Raw genomic sequence first — 16,951 nt, 5'->3', positions numbered from 1 at the left:
GGCAGGTCACGCCGTTTTGTCATGGATGGCACCGTAACCTTGCTGCCATGTTGCTACCGGATGTCACCGAGCTGCTGGCCCGCAGCGCCATGTTCGGGCCCATGGATGCGGTTGCGCGCGCGGCATTGGCGCGCGAGCTGGTATGGCTGGGCTTGCCCGGCGGGCGCCCCCTGTTCAAACCTGGCGAACCGGCCGAAGCGCTGTACCTGCTGAAGAGCGGCAGCCTCGGCGTGTTCGATGATGGCCTGCCCGAAGACGCCGCCGGACTGATCCATCTGATCGCCGCCGGCGAATGCGTGGGTGCGGTCAGCCTGCTCGGCAGCGAACAGCGCACCCGCACGGTGCGTGCACTGCGCGATTCCGAGCTGTTGCGGCTGGATCGCCGCGCCTTCGAGACGCTGCTCGAACGTCATCCGGCGGCCATGCTGGGCGTGGCCCGCACCACCATCGAACTCCTGCAGCAACGCGAGCGCGGTGCGGATCGGACCAGTCTGCCCCGTACGTTCGCGATTCTGCCGATCGACGCGGCGGTACCGGCACGGGTCCTGGCGATGCAGCTGGGGCAGGCACTGGAGGGCTATGGCAACTGCCTGGTGATCGACGCCGAACAGGGCGCCGGACGTAGCAGCGACTGGTTTGCCGAACGCGAGGCGCAGTTGCGTTTCGTGATCTACCTGGATGCGGGCGGCGATCCGCTGTGGCGACAACGCTGCATGCGCCAGGCCGACGTACTGCTGCTGCCGGCCCTCGCCGCGCAGGCGGCCCGGCCGTGGCCGGAATCCGCCTTGCTGGATCCCAGCCGCACCGGCCACCGTTCGCGGCACCTGATACTGATGCATGCCGGACACCAGGTCAGCCTGGGTTCGGCCCGGCGCTGGCGTGCCGCGTTCAGCGGCGAGCTGCGCCATCACCACGTGTGCCGCCGCGCCGACGTCACCCGGCTGGCGCGGCTGGTCAGCGGGCACGGGCGCGGCCTGGTGCTGGCCGGCGGGGGTGCGCGCGGGCTGGCACACCTGGGCATGCTGCGCGCGCTGCACGAGGCGGGGCATCGGTTCGACGCGATCGGTGGCACCAGCATCGGCGCGATCATCGGCGCCGGCATGGCCTGCGGCTGGGAGCTCGATGCGATCACCGAAACATTGCGCCGCGGCTTCGTGGAGGGTCGTCCGCTGTCGGACTGGACCTTGCCGTTGGTGGCGATGACCCGTGGACGGCGGGCGTCGACGATGCTGCGTCATGCGTTCGGCGCGCTGGAGATCGAGGACCTGCCGTTGCCGTATTTCTGCGTCTCCACGCAGCTGTCCGGCGGCGGCATGGCGGTGCATCGGGATGGCCCGCTGTGGCTTTGGCTGCGCGCATCGAGCGCGATTCCCGGCGTGTTGCCGCCGGTGCTGCGGCAGGGCCGCGTCTACGTCGATGGTGCGCTGGTCAACAACCTGCCGACGGACGTGATGGCTGCCGACGGCATCGCCCATATCACCGCGCTGGACATCCGTGCCGACATCGCCCTGCTCACCACCGCCGAGGAATCGGCCACGCCGCCGTTGTGGCGGTTGCTGCTGCAGCGGCGGCAGGACGTGCGCCGGCCAGGCCTGGTCTCCACCCTGGTGCGGGCCGGCATGGTCAATGGCGAAAGCGCCAGCGCAGGTCGGCGCGAGCGCGCCGACCTGCTGCTCACGCCACCGCTGGAGCAGATCGGCATGCTCGACTGGAAGGGCTGGCAACGGGCCGTCGATGCCGGTTACCGGCATGCACTCGGGGTGCTGGAGGAACGCGCGCGCGATCCCGCGGCGGCGGTTACCATGCGCGGATGAATCCTCTGCGCAGCTACAAGGGCATCGCGCCGCGACTCGGCGAACGCGTCTATGTCGACCCCGCTTCCAGCGTGATCGGTGACGTGGTGCTTGGCGACGACGTGTCGATCTGGCCAGGCGTGGTGTTGCGCGGCGACGTGCACCACATCCGCGTCGGCGCGCGCACCAGCATCCAGGACGGCAGCATCGTGCACGTCGCCCATCAGGGACCGTATGGCCCCGGCTTCCCCTGCCTGATCGGCGAGGGCGTCACGATCGGCCACGCAGCAGTGGTGCACGCGTGCACCATCGGCGACTACTGCCTGATCGGCATGCATGCGACCGTGATGGACGGCGCGGTGGTGATGAAGCACGGTTTCGTCGGCGCCGGCAGCCTGATTGCGCCGGGCAAGGTGGTCGGCGAACGCGAGCTGTGGCTGGGCAACCCGGCCAGGTTCGTGCGCGTGCTCAGCGATGCGCAGATCGAACAGCTGCACTACTCGGCCGACCATTATGTGCGGCTGAAGGACGAGTACCTGACCGGCAGCGGATGATGACCAGGCGCGTGTTGTTCCTGTGCAGCCGCAATCGCCTGCGCAGCCCCACTGCCGAGCGGGTGTTCGGGTCCTGGCCCGGACTGGAGGTCGATTCCGCCGGGCTGGCCGCGGATGCCACCGTGACGTTGACGGCTGATCAGCTGGACTGGGCCGAACTCGTGCTGGTGATGGAAACCCGCCATCGGCGACTCCTGCAGGCGCGCTACCGTGACCGACTGAAGGGAAAGCGGGTGATCTGCCTGGATATTCCCGACAGTTACGATTTCATGCAGCCCGAACTGATCCAGCTGTTGCTGAAGAGAGCCGGGCCGCTGCTCGGTTGATGCATTGCCGCGGGTTACCGCGTCGATGCCTGCATCGCCGCCGCCAAGCGGATGCGTTCGGCTTCGGCCTCGTGCTGCTTCATCACGATGTTGCGCGCCGCCGAGAGCTTGCCGCCGAGCAGGGCCAGGGTGAAATTGTTGTTGTCGAACTCGCGCAGCAGATCGATTTCCCGGCGGGCTTCTTCCAGATCCTTGTGGTTGATCGTGCGTTCGATCTCCTCCGCGGCACGCGGAAAGGATTCGCGCAGGGCGTCCTGTGCGGTCCGGTTGTCCGGCTCCAGTTGCAGCACGCTGAGATAGAACTCATAGGCATTGCTGCCCGCCGGGGCCACCAGGCGCCCGTCGTGCATCGCGTCGCGGGCCAGTCCGAGCAGGATGGCGGTGCCGCTTTGCGCATCATCCGTCGCTGCCGTGGTGGGCTGCACGGACAACGAGCTGCCATCTCTGAGCGACGCCTTCGCGGCGGCCTGGCTGTACCAGAAAACTCCGCCGGCGGCGGCAACGACCAGCAACGAGACGACAACGAGCGCGTATCGACGCGATACGCCGGCAAGGGAACGAGGCATGACACCTGCTGCATGAGCAATCACCGTGCGCTGAAGCCGGCGCCATTGACGCGCTCCCGACGGATGCCGGCACCTTAGCCAGCTCGTGTTTCAGTCGTGTGGCGACGGCGCGATGCAGCAGGCACCGCAGCCGACCCGGCAGGCCAGCGTGTTCAAGCCATCTGCTGGCGCAAGGCCTGGTAGACCGGGTCGGTCTGCGGCCGTTTGCCGTGCCACAACTCGAACGCATCGGCCGCGGTTTCCACCAGCATGCCGAGGCCGTCGAAGGCGTAGCGTGCGTCGGCGCTCTTCGCCCAGGCCAGAAAGCTGGCTGCGGCCGCTCCGTAGGACAGGTCGTAACAGAGCGCGCGGGCACCGACCAGCGAGTACGGCAACTGCAGGGCCTTCCCCAGCACGCCGGCCGAGGTGGCATTGACGATCAGGTCGTAGCTGCCGATGCTGGCCAGATCCTCCCAGTAACGGGTGTGCGCACGCACCGGGTCGCCAATCGCATCGGCCAGCGCATCGGCCGAGGCCGGCGAACGGTTGACGATGGTCAGCGTCTCCACGCCCGCGTCGAGCAGGTTCCACGCCACCCCCTGCGCCGCGCCGCCGGCACCGAGCAGCAGTGCCGTGTGGCCGCGCAGATCGACGCTGTGGCGCTCGGTGAGATCGCGCAGCATGCCCGCGCCGTCGGTGTTGTGGGCCGCCAGCCGGCCGTCGGCCAGGCGGGTCAGCACGTTCGCACTGCCGGCCCGCGTGGCCGCCTCGCTGCGCTGGTCGGCCAGCGCGAAGGCGGCCGTCTTGTGCGGCAGGGTGACATTCGCGCCGCGGCCACCCGCGGCGAAGAAATCCCGCACGGCCGCGGCGAATGCGTCCTGTGCGGCATCGATCGCGCGATAGTCGAGCTCGATGCCGAACTGCCGCGCGAACGCCTGGTGGATCTGTGGCGACAGGCTATGGCCGATCGGATGGCCGAACACGGCGAACTGGGCTGCTGGCATGGGAATTCCCTGGAGGCTTGGTGACGCCACCACGGCGCACCGGCCCCATTCTACAAGCCGCCGCCGCCGCGCTCCCTGCACCGCGTCAGCGGTCGCAGTCCGTGAGATGACGGCATCGCACGCTGCGGACATCTTCCATCCAGAGGGTTCCCGCTCATGCGCTCCAAACGATTGCCCGTCTCGCGTCAGCCCCGCCTGCTTGGCGCCGCCGTGCTGTGGCTGCTCGGCGGTGGTGTCCTGCTGCTGACCACGCTGGTACCGATGCACACCGAGCTGCTCGGCTGGACACCGGCATTCTGGCTGCTCGGTGCGCCGCTGGTGGTGGTGCTGGGACTGGAACCGGGCCTGCCGCGTCAGCTGCTGGCGCGGCGCCGGCCGCATCGTCGCGCGATGCAGGAAGTGGTCTGGCATGGCTGCCACTTCCCGCGCTGAACGTCAGCCGGCGACGCCCTGCCGCTTGCGCTCCATCCGGCGCAGGAATTCCCGCATGATCCGCAGATAGAGTTCGTCGCCCAGATGCGCATCCTCGACACCCGCGTCGATCGACGGGTTGTCGTTGACCTCGATCACCACCGGCCTGTCGCCGACCTGCTTCAGGTCGACGCCGTACAGGCCGTCACCGATCGGCTGGGTCGCCTTCAACGCCAGCTTGACCACTTCCGGTGGGGCGTCGGCAATCGCGATGGTCTCGAAGCCGCCGGTCTTGGCACTGCCCTTGGCGCCGTGGTTGTAGATCTGCCAGTGACCGCGCGACATGTAGTACTTGCAGGCATATAGCGGCTCGCGATTGAGCACGCCGATGCGCCAGTCGAATTCGGTGTAGACGTATTCCTGCGCCAGCAGCAGCGCGCTGTGCTGGAACAGGCCGCTGGCCGCCTGCGCCAGCGCCGCCTCGTCTTCCACCTTGACCACGCCGCGCGAGAACGAGCCGTCCGGAATCTTCAGCACCAGCGGAAAGCCGAGCTTGGCGACCACGTCCTTCATGCCCCTGGCATCGTCCCGATAGAGAATCTCGGTCCGCGGCACGGCCAGCTTGCGTGACACCATCACGTCGTTGAGGAAGATCTTGTTGGTGCAGCGCAGGATCGAGGTCGGGTCGTCCATCACCACCATGCCTTCCTTTTCCGCGCGGTGGGCGAAACGGTAAGTATGGTTGTCGCTGGCGGTGGTCTCGCGGATGAACAGGCCGTCGTATTCGGCCAGCCGCTGATAGTCGTTCTTGCCGATCGGGTCGACCTCGATGCCCAGCGTCTTGCCCGCGGCGATGAAGGCCTTCAGCGCCTTCCTGTTCGACGGCGGCATGGCCTCCTTCGGATCGACCAGCATCGCGATGTCGTAGCGATACAGCTTGCGCGCCCGCGGCTTGCGCCACAGCTTCTTGGAGAAGCGGTCGAGCTCCTCGGCAAACGCGTCCTCCTGCGCATCGTCCAGCGTCTGCAGGCCCACCGGCTTGATCGCGCTGACCTGCCACACGCGGTCGCGCTCGAACTCGATCCGCAACAGCGGGCAGGGAAACATTTCGAACACCTGCCGCGCCAGATCCTGCAGCGCGGGATAGGCGGTCTCACCGAAATACACCAGGATGCCGAAGTCGGTGGTGTCGCGGCCGCCGGCCGGCAGGAAGCGGGTCAGCTTGGTATTGAGGTCTTCGATGTCCAGGCCGTACAGCGAACGCCGACGCAGGTCGTTCACCGTGCGCACCGACGGCATCACGCGATGTCCGCGCGCCTCGGCCAGCAGCGACACGTAGTAGCCCGTGCCCAGGTATTTGTAGCTGCGGCAGAGGTTCAGTACGTGGATGCGTTCGTCATCGCCATCGACCGGCTTGCGCAGGTAGTCCATCGCGCTCATCACGTCGACGGAGGGATAGTACGAGCCCCAGTCGGAGGCTTTCTCGACAACGATGACCAGGCGGGTCATGACACCTCTCGGAGTGCGCGGGAACGCGGGATGCCGGACCTTGCCGCAACACGGCAGGACCTGCAAAGCGCGCAGTTTGGCACAGGGCTGCGCTCGCACAAGCGCCCGCACTGAAGGGCAAATAAACGTGACGGTCGGCGGCGGCCGGCACGGGCGCCCCCTGCCGCCGCCTGCTAAAGTCCGCCGCTGTCGATCCCCGGCCGCGCGCCGTGCCGCCACGGAAATCCAGCCACCGCATGCCACCCCCTCCAGCCGCCGCCCAGATGCGTGTCAGACGCGCCGACATCTCCGATCTGGACGATCTGGTGATGCTGGAGCAACGCAGCTTTGACGGCGATCGCATGAGCCGCGCGCAATACCGCCGCCATCTGGCCAGCGACTCGGCCCGGGTACTGGTAGCCAGTGCCGGCCGCCGCCCCTTCCTCGGTAGCGCCGTGGTGTTCTTCCGCAAGCGCAGCGGCGTGGCCCGGCTGTACTCGCTGGCCAGCCGGCCCGAGGCACGCGGCAAGGGTGTCGGCACCGCCCTGGTCGAGGCCGCCGAAGCCGCGGCCCGCCGGCGCCGCTGCCGCGCGCTGCGACTTGAAGTGCGCGCCGACAACCAGGCTGCGATCGCGCTCTACCAGCGCATGGGCTACCAGCGGATCGGATGCCTCGTGGGCTACTACGAGGACGGTGCGGACGGCTGGCGCTACGAAAAGCTGCTGCTCTGAACGGCGGGAAGGGCCTTCACGATCGGCCCGGTCGAGGCGAGCACGGCAGCCGCCCGACGCGAACTCACTAACCGCCGAGCGGGTGGCTGATTCTCTGTTCGGTGGCCTCGTCCGGCCGTGCCACCAGTGCCCCGGTGCGCATCAGGCTCACCGAGTAGTGGCCCTGGTCGACCAGGGGCAGGAACGCACCGCTGCCGTACACGGTGTCGATCTCGGGGAACCATTGCGGATACTTCTTGCCGAGCCTGAGCAGATCGAACGATCCGGCTTCGCCGAAGCTGATCACCGTGCGTGGCGCGCTGGTTTCCTGGACCGGATCGTCGTAGCGGCCGGACAGCCGGTCGAGACGGTAGAGCGGTGGCACGCCGGCCAGCAGGGCGGGCAGTTTCCATTTCAGCACGATCGCCTCGATACGCCAGTCGTCACCGGCCAGCTGGACCTGGCGGGTGCTGCCATCCGGCCAGCTGAGCGTGAGCGCCCAGCGCTGCGGCGACAGGATGCGCGCATCGATGTCGACGATCGGCGCCTCTTCGCCCAGCAGCCGGTAGCCGCGCAACGCGGCGCCGGTGCCGCCCAGCAGCAGGGTCAGAGCGAAGCAGAGCAGGCACAACAGGGCGCGCCAGCTGGCGGCGAGCCGGCGGCGCCCATGCAGGTGCCGGCGCAACACGACCAGCTGGGCCAGAGTGATCAGCGCGAAGACGGCCGCCAGTACCAGCAGCACGGTCATCGGCATGCGCAACAGCGCGCTCCAGTCCATCATGGGGTTCCTCGTCGCGGCGAAGCGCGCTCCGTGCACCCATCATAGCGGTCGCCGGCACGACGCCGTGGCGGCATCGTTATACTGCGACCGTCTTCAGGAAACCCTCATGCATCGATTCCTCCTGCTACTGCCGTTTTCCCTCATCGTTGCGATGCTTGCCGGCTGCGGCAACAAGGGGCCGCTGGTGCTGCCGCCGACCCGGCCGGTCCCCGCCAGCAGCGCACCGGCACCGGTGCTGCCGTCTTCTGCCAGCAGCAGCGCGATGCCGGCGCTCCAGCAACCCTGAGCAGCGCCACCATGCAACTGCGGTTTTCCAAGATGCATGGCCTCGGCAACGACTTCGTCGTGCTGGATGGTCGGCATGGCGCTTTGCGACTCGACGTTGCGCAGATCCGCGCGCTGGCCGATCGCCATACGGGAGTGGGCTTCGACCAGTTGCTCAGCGTGGAACCCGCCCGGGATCCGTCGTGTGCGTTCTATTACGGTATCTGGAATGCCGATGGGTCGCCTTCCGGCCAGTGCGGCAACGGCGTGCGCTGCGTGGCGGCATGGCTGCATCGCGCCGGCGAGCTGGCGATCGGCGACAACGTGAGGATCGAGAGCCCGTCCGGCCCGGTGACGGTGCGCCTGCTGGACGCCCACGAGGTCACGGTGGACATGGGCGAGCCGATCTTCGAGCCGGCACGGATTCCGTTCGAGGCCGCATGGGCGGCGGATCGCTACGCGCTCGCTGTGGGCGACGACATACTCGAGATCGGCGCGGTGTCGATGGGCAATCCGCATGCGGTGACCGTGGTGCGGGACCTGGCCAGTCCCGCGCTGCAACGACTCGGCCCGCTGCTGTCCGCGCACCCGCGCTTTGCCCGGCAGGCCAACGCGGGTTTCGTGCTGCCGGTCGATCGCAGCCACCTGCGCCTGCGCGTGCACGAGCGCGGTGCGGGCTGGACCCTGGCCTGCGGCACCGGTGCCTGCGCCGCGATGGCGGTGCTGCATCAGCGCGGCGAGGTCGATGACCGCGTAAGGGTGGAACTGCCCGGCGGCGCGCTGCAGATCGACTGGGCCGGCCCCGGCCACGCGCTGTGGATGACCGGTCCGGCCGCGTTCGCCTTCGAGGGCGAATGGCCGGTTCCCGCCGGCGATGCATGACGCAACGGTTGAAGCGCGCCCGCGTCCATCGCACACTCCAGCCGTAACGCAAGTTCATCCGTACGCCCCGCAACGGTTCAAGGATTTCCGCGCATGACCGCAACCCTGCTCGACGATGCCACCCAGGCCCGCGTGGTCGCCGCCTACCTGAAGCGCCACCCGGAGTTCCTCAGCGAATATCCCGAACTGGCAGCCAGGCTGACGATGCCGCGCGAGCAGGGCCCGGTGTCCTCGCTGGCGATCTATCAGCTGCAAAGCCTGCGCGACAAGAACGCGGAACTGGAGCGGCAGCTGGCCGAGCTGATCGAGATCGCCGCCGAGAACGAGCGGCTGATGGAGCGCGTGCACAGCCTGACCGTGGCGCTGTTGCGTGCGAACACGATGGAAGTGACCGCGCGCAGCGTGGTGGCCAAGCTCAGTGCGGATTTCCACACCGAACAGGTCCGCCTGCTGCTGTTCGGCGATGAACCGCAACTGCCGCGGGCCGACTGGCTGCAGCAGATTCCCGGCGGCGCCGAGGCGCTGCCGGAATTTGCCGAATTCCTGCACAAGGGCGAGCCGATTTCCGGCCGCCTGTCTGCCGAAAAGCTGGCCCGCCTGTTCGGCCCCGATGCCGCGCAGATCCACTCGGTGGCGATGATGCGGCTGGGCGACTCCGGCATCCTGGCGATCGGCAGTGCCGACCCGGACCGCTTCCAGCCAGGCATGGGCACGCTGTTCCTGAAGATGATCTCCGCCACCATCACGGCCGCGCTGGCACGCTCGCGGGATGTCTCCTGAGCCGGCCATGACGCCTGCCCGCCAGGTCGAGGACTGGCTCGGCCAGCTTGCCGGCGAACGCCACGCCTCGCCGCACACCGTCGCCGGCTACCGCCGCGATCTGGCCAAGTTGCTGCGTTTCATGCAGGCGCAGCAATTACCCGCGTTCGAAGCGCTGGATGCCAATCTGGTGCGTACCTTCGTTGCGGGCGAACACCGCGCCGGACTGGCGCCGAAGAGCCTGCAGCGCCTGCTGTCATCGTGTCGCAGCCTGTTTCGCCAGCTCAATCGCGAAGGTCTGTTGAGCGGCGACCCGATGCTGGGCGTCCGCGGCCCGAAAGTCCGCCGCAAGCTGCCGCAGGTGCTGGATGTCGACGAAGCCGCCGCGTTGGTCGAGACCGACAGCGGCGGCAAGCTGGCCGTACGCGACCGGGCCATGCTGGAGCTGTTCTATTCCAGCGGACTGCGCCTTTCCGAGCTGGTCGGCCTGCACTGGCTCGACCTGAACCTGGAAGAGGGTGAGGTGCGCGTGCTCGGCAAGGGCAGCAAGACCCGCATCGTGCCGGTCGGCCGCCACGCCATCCGCGCCTTGCGTGCGCTCGGCGCGGAGCAGGGCATGGCACCGGAGAGCCCGGTCTTCCGCGGTCGCGGCGGTGCGCCGATCAACCCGCGCACGGTGCAGCTGCGCATGAAGACCCTGGCGCTGCAGCAGGGCATCCCCAAGCACATCCATCCGCATCTGCTGCGGCATACCTTCGCCAGTCACATGCTGGAATCCTCCGGCGACCTGCGCGCGGTACAGGAACTGCTCGGTCACGCCGACATCGCCACCACGCAGATCTACACCCACCTCGACTTCCAGCACCTGGCCAAGGTGTATGACGCGGCCCATCCGCGGGCGAAACGCAAATCCTGAGCAAGGCGCCTCAACGCCGAAAAGCACCGTAACCCCCTCTCCCCTCGGGGAGAGGAGGCTAACGTGCCAGGCGGGTCCGTTCCGCATTGAAGCCTCCGCACCCCATCCCCATCTAGTTCGCTCAACCTCGGAGCTTTGTATGGAATCGTTTCACGCCACCACCATCGTCTGCGTGCGCCGCGAAGGTCGCGTCGTGATCGGCAGCGACGGCCAGGTCACCTTGGGCAACACGGTGATGAAGTCCAACGCCTGCAAGGTGCGCCGGCTCGGCAAGGGCGACGTGATTGCCGGATTCGCCGGTGCCACCGCCGATGCATTCACGCTGTTCGAGCTGTTCGAGGACAAGCTGACGAAATACAGCGCCAATCTCACCCGCGCCGCGGTCGAGATGGCCAAGGAATGGCGCACCGATCGCCGCCTCGGCAAGCTGGAGGCGATGCTGGCCGTGGCCGACAAGGATTCCTCGCTGCTGATCTCCGGCAACGGCGACGTGCTGGAACCGGAGCACGGTCTGCTCGCGATCGGCTCCGGCGGTCCGTTTGCCCAGTCGGCTGCACTGGCACTGCTCGAGAACACCGAACTGGACGCGCGCACGATCGTCGAGAAGGCACTGAAGATTGCCGCCGACATCTGCATCTACACCAATCACAACGTGTCGATCGAAGAACTCTGAGCGCCAGCCGCGAAAGTCCGCTTCGATGACGCTGGTCATTCCGGTCCGCGCCGCGATGACAAGCCAGAACCCCATACCGCTCCCGGCGAAGCCCATGTCCGAACTCACTCCCCGCGAAATCGTCAACGAACTCGATCGCTACATCATCGGCCAGCACGACGCCAAGCGTGCCGTCGCGGTGGCGCTGCGCAGCCGCTGGCGTCGCATGCAGCTGGAACCGGGCATGCGCGAGGAAGTGACACCGAAGAACATCCTGATGATCGGACCCACCGGTGTCGGCAAGACCGAGATCGCGCGGCGTCTGGCGACCCTGGCCAACGCGCCGTTCGTGAAGGTGGAGGCAACCAAGTTCACCGAGGTCGGCTACGTCGGCAAGGATGTCGAATCGATCATCCGCGACCTTGCCGACGTGGCCTACAAGCTGACCCGCGAACAAGCGATCAAGCGCGTGCGCACGCAGGCCGAGGATCGCGCCGAGGACCGCATCCTCGACGCCTTGCTGCCACGCCGGCAGACGGCCACCGACTGGAGTCACGACGCGCCGGCAGCGACACCGATCGACAGCGACACCCGCCAGAAACTGCGCAAGCAGTTGCGCGAGGGTGCGCTGGACGAGCGCGAGATCGAGCTCGATCTCGCGATGAACATGGGCGTGGAGATCATGTCGCCGCCGGGCATGGAGGAAATGGGTGCGCAGCTGCGCCAGATGTTCCAGAACCTGGGTGGCGCCAAGACGCAGCAGCGAAAGCTGGCGATCAAGCTGGCCCGGCCACTGCTGATCGACGAGGAGGCCGGCAAGCTGCTCAACGACGACGAGCTGCGCGCGCAGGCGATGGAATCGGCCGAGCAGAACGGCATCGTGTTTCTCGACGAGATCGACAAGGTTGCCCAGCGCGGCGACCACGGCCACGCCGGCGTCAGCCGCGAAGGCGTGCAGCGCGACCTGCTGCCGCTGGTGGAAGGTTCCACCGTATCGACCAAGTACGGGCCGATCAAGACCGACCACATGCTGTTCATCGCCTCCGGCGCGTTCTCGCTCGCCAAGCCCTCCGACCTGATTCCCGAATTGCAGGGCCGCCTGCCGATCCGGGTCGAGCTGTCCGCACTGAGCGTGGACGACTTCAAGCGGATCCTGCGCGAGCCGCACAATGCGCTGACCAAGCAGTACACCGCGCTGCTCGCCACCGAGGGTGTCGGGCTGGAGTTCACCGACAGCGGCATCGACCGGCTGGCCGAGGTGGCGTTCCAGGTGAACGAGCGTACCGAAAACATCGGCGCGCGCCGGCTGCATACCGTGATGGAACGCCTGCTCGAGAAAATTTCCTACGAGGCGGCAGACAAATCCGGCGAAAACTACCGTATCGACGCCGAACAGGTGGACAACTCACTCAGCAGTCTGGTTCTGAACGAAGACCTCAGCCGCTACATCCTCTAAACAAGCGTCCCTTCCGGATCTGCTAAAATCCGCGCCGTGAGCAACATTATCGAATTGAAGAATACCGGCCAGCGCGCCCAGCTGCGCGAAGCGCAGCAGAAGCAGAGCCTGGTGCGGTTGTGGCGCGAAGATCTCGAACACGGCAGCTTCTGCGGATACGTGGGTGGGGTCGGGCGCGAGTTCTTCCTGCTGTGGGTGGTCGGCGACGGGGTCACTTACGATGGCATGTACGTGATGCGCCATCGCGACATCTCCGAACTGGAAGCGCCGGACAAGCACCATGCGTTCTTCGAGAAGGCGCTGGCGCTGAAGCACATCCTGCCGCGGCCGCCACGCGGCTTCCCGCTGGACAATATCCGTGAAGTGATCCAGGCCGCCGGCGCGCAGGCGCCGGTGATCGGCGTGCACGTGGACAGCGAGGACGAGTCCGAAGTCTGCTACATCGGCCGGCTGGTCAGCGTCGAGGAAGACGGCTTCAACATGCAGGAACTCAGCCCCGACGCGGAGTGGATGCGCGAGGTGTCGTTCTTCAGCTGGGACGAGGTGTCCACGGTCAGTATCGAGGACAGCTACGCCCAGTCCCTGCTGGCGGTGGGCGGCCCCGCGCCGGCGCTGGAGCAGGGCGATACCGGCATCAGCCGCGCCTGAACCCGACAGTCTCTGCCTGATCCCTGCCCGCCAACAGGCGGGCCTTTTCGTTGAACCTTCCGTTGCACTGAAACCGGGTCCTGCGGCGCGGCAACTTCGCCATTCGCCTCGACGTCCGCCGGCCCCTTCCCGGTGTCGATCTTCTCGGGCCTCCGGTGGCTCGGCGATGTTTTCAGGAGCGCCGGCTGGAAGGGTTCTCCTCGCGTCCTGCCGGCCCGACGGAGGTGGGAAGAGCAAGCGCGAGGGCACGCCGATGATCCGTGCGGGAGGTGATCGCGTATGCTGCTTCTCCTGCTCCCTTGCCCAACGGAAACTCGATGGCGCGCATCGTGGTGGTCGGCAGCATCAACATGGACCTGGTTACCCAGGCATCGCGTTTCCCGCACTCCGGTGAAACCCTGCTCGGCGAAGGCTTCTTCACCGTGCCCGGGGGCAAGGGTGCCAATCAGGCGGTCGCCGCGGCGCGGCTGGGCGCCGAAGTGGCGCTGGTCGGCGCGCTCGGCATCGACACGTTCGGCCGCCAGCTGCGCCAGGGACTGGCCGCTGAAGGCATCGATCTCACCCACACGGCGCACTTGGACGACTGCGCCAGCGGCACCGCCTCGATCACCATCGCCGGCGGCGAAAACCAGATCATCGTGGTGCCCGCCGCCAACGCGCGCGTCACCCCGGCGCAGGTCGAGCAGGCCCACGGGCTGATCGAGCGCGCCGATGTGGTGCTGGTGCAAATGGAAATTCCGCTGGAAACCGTGGAAGCCACCCTGTGGCTGGGCCGGCATCTCGACGTGCCGGTCATCCTGAACCCGGCACCGGCGCAACAGCTGCCGACCGAGTGGCTGCGCCTGGCCCGCTACGTCACCCCGAATCAGCACGAGTTGGCGATACTGCTCGGTGCCGATCCCGACGAGGACTTCCGCCAGCTGATGCTCCGCGCGCCGTGTCCGGTCGTGCTCACCCGCGGCGCCGAAGGGGCCTGGTATCACGAAGGGGAGGGCGAGCCGCTGCATCAAGACGGCTTCAAGGTCGAGGTGGTCGACAGCACCGGCGCCGGCGATACGTTCAACGCGGCGTTGGCGGTGTTCCTGCACGAAGGCCTGCCGACAGCCGTGCGCAAGGCCTGCGCCGCTGCCGCGCTCTCGGTCGGCAAGCTGGGGGCGCAGGCCGGTATGCCGGGCCTGACCGAGCTCGACAACTGGCTGAGCTGGCAGACCACCTGAGCCGGCTCCCGTTCGGCCGGAACCTGGCGCTAGAATCGGCGACATGCGCCTGCGCGATACCGGCTTTCTGCTCGCCTTCTCCACTGCCCTGTTGCCGTGGGGTGCGCGTTCGCTGGCACAACTGGGCGTGCCGCTGGATCTGGCCGCCTGGTTTCCACTGGCCTTCATCTTCGGCGTGGTGCCCTTCATCGATGCGGTCTGCGGCGACGAGCGACGCAACTGGGAGACGCCGGCGCAGGCCGCGCAGCTCGAAAGCCGGCATTTCTTCCGTGTGCTGACCATGCTGGTGCTGCCGCTGTGGCTGGCCACGCTGGTCTGGTGCACATGGCAGTTCACCCATCTGCCGCTGGGCGTGGCCGGCATGCTGGGATGGCTGCTGTCGACCGGCGTCATCGGCGGGACGCTGGCGATCAATCCGGCGCATGAACTGATCCACAAGCCGGGCCGGCTGGAGCCGCTGCTCGGCGGCATCCTGCTGACCAGTGTGGGCTACCAGGGTTTCAAGGTCGAACATGTCCGCGGCCATCACGTGCATGTGGCCACACCGCACGACTCCTCCTCGGCGCGACTGGGCGAGTCGGTCTATGCGTTCGTGCCGCGCGCGCTGTGGCGCAATGTGCGCAACGCCTGGCGGCTGGAAGCGCAGCGCCTGCGCGGTCGCGGCCGCTCGGCGTGGTCGTGGCGCAACGAAATGGTCGCCTGGTACCTGCTCTGGCTGACCTTGCTCGCCGCGTTCGGGCTGGCATTCGGCCCGCGTGGCCTGCTGTTCTTCATCGCCCAGGGCGTGATCGCCGCGGCCACCCTGGAGGTTATCAACTACGTCGAACACTATGGTCTGACGCGACGCGAGATCTCACCCGGACGGTATGAGCGGGTGACTCATCATCATTCGTGGAATGCGCCGCAGCGCTATACCAACTGGCTGCTGTTCAACCTGCAGCGCCACTCCGACCATCATGCCCAGGCACGCCGGCGCTATCAGGCGCTGCTCCACCACGAGGACAGCCCCCAGCTGCCAGCCGGCTACGCGACCATGTTCGTGCTGGCGCTGCTGCCGCCGCTGTGGCGCCGGGTGATGGACCACCGCGCAATCGCCGCCGCCCGTTGATACCGGGCACGACGAGTCGTTACTTGCCGATGCAGAACGAACCGAAGATCGCACCCAGCAGGTCGTCACTGCTGTAGCTGCCAGTGATTTCGCCGAGCGCCCGCTGTGCCTGGCGCAGCTCTTCGGCGGCGAGTTCGCCGGCACGACTGCCGGCCAGGGTGTGCGCTGTCTGGTCGAGATGGCGGGCGACCTGTTGCAGCGCCATGACGTGCCGCCGGCGCGCACTGAACGCGCCTTCGCCACTGCCCGCTCCCGCCAGTTGCTTTAGTTCGTGGCGTAACGCATCGAGCCCGGCACCGCTTTTCACCGAGGCCCACAGCCAACGGCAATCCCCCCGCGTTTCAGCGTGTGCGGTGATGCCGTCGAGATCGATCTTGTTGACCAGCAACAGGCGGGCGACTGGCGCCGGCAGGTTGGCCAGCAGCGCGAGGTCGGCCTGCGCATGCTCGGCATCGGTCACCAATACGGCCACGTCGGCGCGTAGCAACTCGCCGTGGGCGCGGCGCACGCCTTCGCGCTCGACCTCGTCGTCGGTCTCGCGCAGTCCGGCGGTGTCGGCCAGTTCCAGCGCGATGCCGTCGAGGCTGAGCGATTCACGCAACACGTCGCGGGTGGTGCCGGCCGTGGCATTGACGATGGCGCGGTCGCTGCCGGCCAAGGCATTGAGCAGACTGGACTTGCCGGCGTTGGGACGACCGATGATCGCCACCCGCAGGCCGTCGTTGAGGCGCAGGCCCCGCTGCGCCTCGCGCAGCAGTTCATCCAGTTCGGCGCGCACGGCTTGCAGCTGCTGGCCGATGGCGGGATCGGCGAGAAAGTCGATTTCCTCCTCGGGAAAGTCGATCGCCGCCTCGATATGCACCCGCAGCGCGATCAGCGACTGCAGCAAGGCCTCGACCTTGCGCGAGAACACCCCCTCCATCGACTGCAGCGCGGCACGGGCACCGGCTTGCGAGCGCGCCGCGATCAGGTCGGCGACGGCTTCGGCCTGGGCCAGGTCGAGCTTGCCGTTGAGGAAGGCGCGCTCGGTGAACTCGCCCGGACGCGCCAGCCGTGCACCGAGTTCGCAGACCCGGCGCAACAGCAGATCGAGCAGTACGGCGCTGCCATGGCCCTGCAGCTCCAGCACGTGTTCCCCGGTATACGACGCCGGAGCAGGGAAATGCAGCAGCAAGCCACGGTCGATCAACTGACCGGCGGCGTCGCAAAAGGCGGCGAAGTGCGCGTGCCGCGGCTGGGCAGGATGGCCGAGCAAGGCCTGCACGATCGCCGGCACCGCCGGCCCGGACACCCGCACCACACCCACCCCGGCGGCGCCCGGCGCGCTGGCGATAGCGGCAATCGTCTCGGTGGCGGAATCGGTCATGGGCATGGACTCTAAACGAAGTCAGCCGCGACGGGACTCCGGTCGCGGCTGACGGTTTTCCTGTGGGTGCC

At 67.6% G+C, this 16,951-nt stretch carries 19 protein-coding genes; 14 read left to right on the top strand and 5 right to left on the bottom strand.

The genetic code is table 11. From position 1 onward, the window contains the following. Window positions 1–47 precede the first annotated feature (47 nt). The 3 genes from ACFPPA_RS18030 to ACFPPA_RS18020 are packed head-to-tail and all read left to right on the top strand — an operon-like array spanning window position 48 to window position 2,673. Complete coding sequence (locus ACFPPA_RS18030; protein ID WP_377322452.1) at window positions 48–1,814, top strand: patatin-like phospholipase family protein; 1,767 nt, start codon at window positions 48–50, stop codon at window positions 1,812–1,814. Next, on the top strand, window positions 1,811–2,347 hold the full coding sequence (locus ACFPPA_RS18025; RefSeq protein WP_377322450.1) for a gamma carbonic anhydrase family protein: 537 nt from the start codon (window positions 1,811–1,813) through the stop codon (window positions 2,345–2,347). Before ACFPPA_RS18030 ends, ACFPPA_RS18025 begins: the two co-directional genes overlap by 4 nt. Next, a complete protein-coding gene (locus ACFPPA_RS18020; protein WP_377322448.1) occupies window positions 2,347–2,673 on the top strand; it encodes a low molecular weight protein tyrosine phosphatase family protein in 327 nt (108 codons plus the stop codon). Before ACFPPA_RS18025 ends, ACFPPA_RS18020 begins: the two co-directional genes overlap by 1 nt. 14 nt (window positions 2,674–2,687) lie before the next feature. Here the strand turns inward: ACFPPA_RS18020 and ACFPPA_RS18015 are convergent, their stop codons facing one another. Next, window positions 2,688–3,239 carry an energy transducer TonB gene (locus ACFPPA_RS18015; protein ID WP_377322446.1) on the bottom strand — a complete coding sequence of 184 codons (552 nt, stop codon included), beginning with the start codon at window positions 3,237–3,239 and terminating at the stop codon, window positions 2,688–2,690. A gap of 152 nt (window positions 3,240–3,391) precedes the next feature. Further along, a complete protein-coding gene (gene aroE, locus ACFPPA_RS18010; protein WP_377322444.1) occupies window positions 3,392–4,222 on the bottom strand; it encodes a shikimate dehydrogenase in 831 nt (276 codons plus the stop codon). Window positions 4,223–4,378: 156 nt separating this feature from the next. Here aroE and ACFPPA_RS18005 point away from each other — a divergent pair, with 156 nt between their 5' ends. Continuing rightward, complete coding sequence (locus tag ACFPPA_RS18005; RefSeq protein ID WP_377322442.1) at window positions 4,379–4,654, top strand: hypothetical protein; 276 nt, start codon at window positions 4,379–4,381, stop codon at window positions 4,652–4,654. Window positions 4,655–4,657: 3 nt separating this feature from the next. On the opposite strand, the gene ACFPPA_RS18000 is transcribed toward ACFPPA_RS18005, so the two are convergent. Then, complete coding sequence (locus ACFPPA_RS18000) at window positions 4,658–6,142, bottom strand: RimK family protein (protein WP_377322440.1); 1,485 nt, start codon at window positions 6,140–6,142, stop codon at window positions 4,658–4,660. Between the two features lie 236 nt (window positions 6,143–6,378). Between ACFPPA_RS18000 and ACFPPA_RS17995 the strand changes: the two genes are divergently transcribed. Continuing rightward, window positions 6,379–6,852 carry a GNAT family N-acetyltransferase gene (locus tag ACFPPA_RS17995; RefSeq protein ID WP_377322438.1) on the top strand — a complete coding sequence of 158 codons (474 nt, stop codon included), beginning with the start codon at window positions 6,379–6,381 and terminating at the stop codon, window positions 6,850–6,852. A 67-nt stretch (window positions 6,853–6,919) separates the two neighbouring features. Here the strand turns inward: ACFPPA_RS17995 and ACFPPA_RS17990 are convergent, their stop codons facing one another. Then, complete coding sequence (locus ACFPPA_RS17990; RefSeq protein WP_377322629.1) at window positions 6,920–7,609, bottom strand: hypothetical protein; 690 nt, start codon at window positions 7,607–7,609, stop codon at window positions 6,920–6,922. 109 nt (window positions 7,610–7,718) lie between these two features. On the opposite strand from ACFPPA_RS17990, the gene lptM reads away from it, so the two are divergent. The 9 genes from lptM (at window position 7,719) to ACFPPA_RS17945 (ending at window position 15,514) form a co-directional block, all read left to right on the top strand. Continuing rightward, window positions 7,719–7,898 (top strand): LPS translocon maturation chaperone LptM, encoded by a 180-nt coding sequence (gene lptM / locus ACFPPA_RS17985; protein WP_377322436.1) that lies wholly within the window; start codon window positions 7,719–7,721, stop codon window positions 7,896–7,898. A gap of 11 nt (window positions 7,899–7,909) precedes the next feature. Next, entirely contained in the window at window positions 7,910–8,758 is an 849-nt protein-coding gene (gene dapF / locus ACFPPA_RS17980) for a diaminopimelate epimerase (RefSeq protein ID WP_377322434.1), read from the top strand. Between the two features lie 93 nt (window positions 8,759–8,851). Further along, on the top strand, window positions 8,852–9,538 hold the full coding sequence (locus ACFPPA_RS17975; RefSeq protein ID WP_377322432.1) for a DUF484 family protein: 687 nt from the start codon (window positions 8,852–8,854) through the stop codon (window positions 9,536–9,538). Between the two features lie 7 nt (window positions 9,539–9,545). Then, window positions 9,546–10,433: a tyrosine recombinase XerC gene (gene xerC, locus ACFPPA_RS17970; RefSeq protein ID WP_377322430.1), complete on the top strand. Its 888-nt coding sequence runs from the start codon at window positions 9,546–9,548 to the stop codon at window positions 10,431–10,433. Between the two features lie 139 nt (window positions 10,434–10,572). Next, entirely contained in the window at window positions 10,573–11,106 is a 534-nt protein-coding gene (gene hslV, locus ACFPPA_RS17965) for an ATP-dependent protease subunit HslV (RefSeq protein ID WP_377322428.1), read from the top strand. 94 nt (window positions 11,107–11,200) lie between these two features. Next, complete coding sequence (gene hslU / locus ACFPPA_RS17960) at window positions 11,201–12,541, top strand: ATP-dependent protease ATPase subunit HslU (RefSeq protein ID WP_377322426.1); 1,341 nt, start codon at window positions 11,201–11,203, stop codon at window positions 12,539–12,541. 36 nt (window positions 12,542–12,577) lie between these two features. Next, window positions 12,578–13,189 carry a hypothetical protein gene (locus ACFPPA_RS17955; protein WP_377322424.1) on the top strand — a complete coding sequence of 204 codons (612 nt, stop codon included), beginning with the start codon at window positions 12,578–12,580 and terminating at the stop codon, window positions 13,187–13,189. Between the two features lie 317 nt (window positions 13,190–13,506). After that, the gene (rbsK, locus tag ACFPPA_RS17950; RefSeq protein ID WP_377322422.1) at window positions 13,507–14,406 is read left to right on the top strand and encodes a ribokinase; all 900 of its coding nucleotides are present in this window, start codon (window positions 13,507–13,509) and stop codon (window positions 14,404–14,406) included. Between the two features lie 43 nt (window positions 14,407–14,449). Beyond that, on the top strand, window positions 14,450–15,514 hold the full coding sequence (locus tag ACFPPA_RS17945; RefSeq protein ID WP_377322420.1) for an alkane 1-monooxygenase: 1,065 nt from the start codon (window positions 14,450–14,452) through the stop codon (window positions 15,512–15,514). A 19-nt stretch (window positions 15,515–15,533) separates the two neighbouring features. Here ACFPPA_RS17945 and mnmE read toward each other — a convergent pair whose 3' ends face one another. Further along, the gene (gene mnmE / locus ACFPPA_RS17940) at window positions 15,534–16,880 is read right to left on the bottom strand and encodes a tRNA uridine-5-carboxymethylaminomethyl(34) synthesis GTPase MnmE (protein ID WP_377322418.1); all 1,347 of its coding nucleotides are present in this window, start codon (window positions 16,878–16,880) and stop codon (window positions 15,534–15,536) included. Window positions 16,881–16,951 lie beyond the last annotated feature (71 nt).

Origin of the sequence: Rhodanobacter ginsengisoli, from assembly GCF_042657065.1 — a bacterium.
In the GTDB taxonomy this organism is placed as follows: domain Bacteria; phylum Pseudomonadota; class Gammaproteobacteria; order Xanthomonadales; family Rhodanobacteraceae; genus Rhodanobacter; species Rhodanobacter ginsengisoli.
This window is presented reverse-complemented; position numbering and strand designations above follow the sequence as displayed.

What these genes read in the sequence shown, in the direction of transcription:
- ACFPPA_RS18020 (WP_377322448.1), top strand. Translation starts at nt 2,347, where the DNA reads ATGACCAGGCGCGTGTTGTTCCTGTGCAGCCGCAATCGCCTGCGCAGC.
- ACFPPA_RS18000 (WP_377322440.1), bottom strand. Translation starts at nt 6,142, where the DNA reads ATGACCCGCCTGGTCATCGTTGTCGAGAAAGCCTCCGACTGGGGCTCG.
- aroE (WP_377322444.1), bottom strand. Translation starts at nt 4,222, where the DNA reads ATGCCAGCAGCCCAGTTCGCCGTGTTCGGCCATCCGATCGGCCATAGC.
- ACFPPA_RS17990 (WP_377322629.1), bottom strand. Translation starts at nt 7,609, where the DNA reads ATGGACTGGAGCGCGCTGTTGCGCATGCCGATGACCGTGCTGCTGGTA.
- xerC (WP_377322430.1), top strand. Translation starts at nt 9,546, where the DNA reads ATGACGCCTGCCCGCCAGGTCGAGGACTGGCTCGGCCAGCTTGCCGGC.
- hslV (WP_377322428.1), top strand. Translation starts at nt 10,573, where the DNA reads ATGGAATCGTTTCACGCCACCACCATCGTCTGCGTGCGCCGCGAAGGT.
- dapF (WP_377322434.1), top strand. Translation starts at nt 7,910, where the DNA reads ATGCAACTGCGGTTTTCCAAGATGCATGGCCTCGGCAACGACTTCGTC.
- ACFPPA_RS18025 (WP_377322450.1), top strand. Translation starts at nt 1,811, where the DNA reads ATGAATCCTCTGCGCAGCTACAAGGGCATCGCGCCGCGACTCGGCGAA.
- lptM (WP_377322436.1), top strand. Translation starts at nt 7,719, where the DNA reads ATGCATCGATTCCTCCTGCTACTGCCGTTTTCCCTCATCGTTGCGATG.
- ACFPPA_RS18015 (WP_377322446.1), bottom strand. Translation starts at nt 3,239, where the DNA reads ATGCCTCGTTCCCTTGCCGGCGTATCGCGTCGATACGCGCTCGTTGTC.
- ACFPPA_RS17975 (WP_377322432.1), top strand. Translation starts at nt 8,852, where the DNA reads ATGACCGCAACCCTGCTCGACGATGCCACCCAGGCCCGCGTGGTCGCC.
- ACFPPA_RS18005 (WP_377322442.1), top strand. Translation starts at nt 4,379, where the DNA reads ATGCGCTCCAAACGATTGCCCGTCTCGCGTCAGCCCCGCCTGCTTGGC.
- ACFPPA_RS17995 (WP_377322438.1), top strand. Translation starts at nt 6,379, where the DNA reads ATGCCACCCCCTCCAGCCGCCGCCCAGATGCGTGTCAGACGCGCCGAC.
- ACFPPA_RS17945 (WP_377322420.1), top strand. Translation starts at nt 14,450, where the DNA reads ATGCGCCTGCGCGATACCGGCTTTCTGCTCGCCTTCTCCACTGCCCTG.
- ACFPPA_RS18030 (WP_377322452.1), top strand. Translation starts at nt 48, where the DNA reads ATGTTGCTACCGGATGTCACCGAGCTGCTGGCCCGCAGCGCCATGTTC.
- hslU (WP_377322426.1), top strand. Translation starts at nt 11,201, where the DNA reads ATGTCCGAACTCACTCCCCGCGAAATCGTCAACGAACTCGATCGCTAC.
- mnmE (WP_377322418.1), bottom strand. Translation starts at nt 16,880, where the DNA reads ATGACCGATTCCGCCACCGAGACGATTGCCGCTATCGCCAGCGCGCCG.
- rbsK (WP_377322422.1), top strand. Translation starts at nt 13,507, where the DNA reads ATGGCGCGCATCGTGGTGGTCGGCAGCATCAACATGGACCTGGTTACC.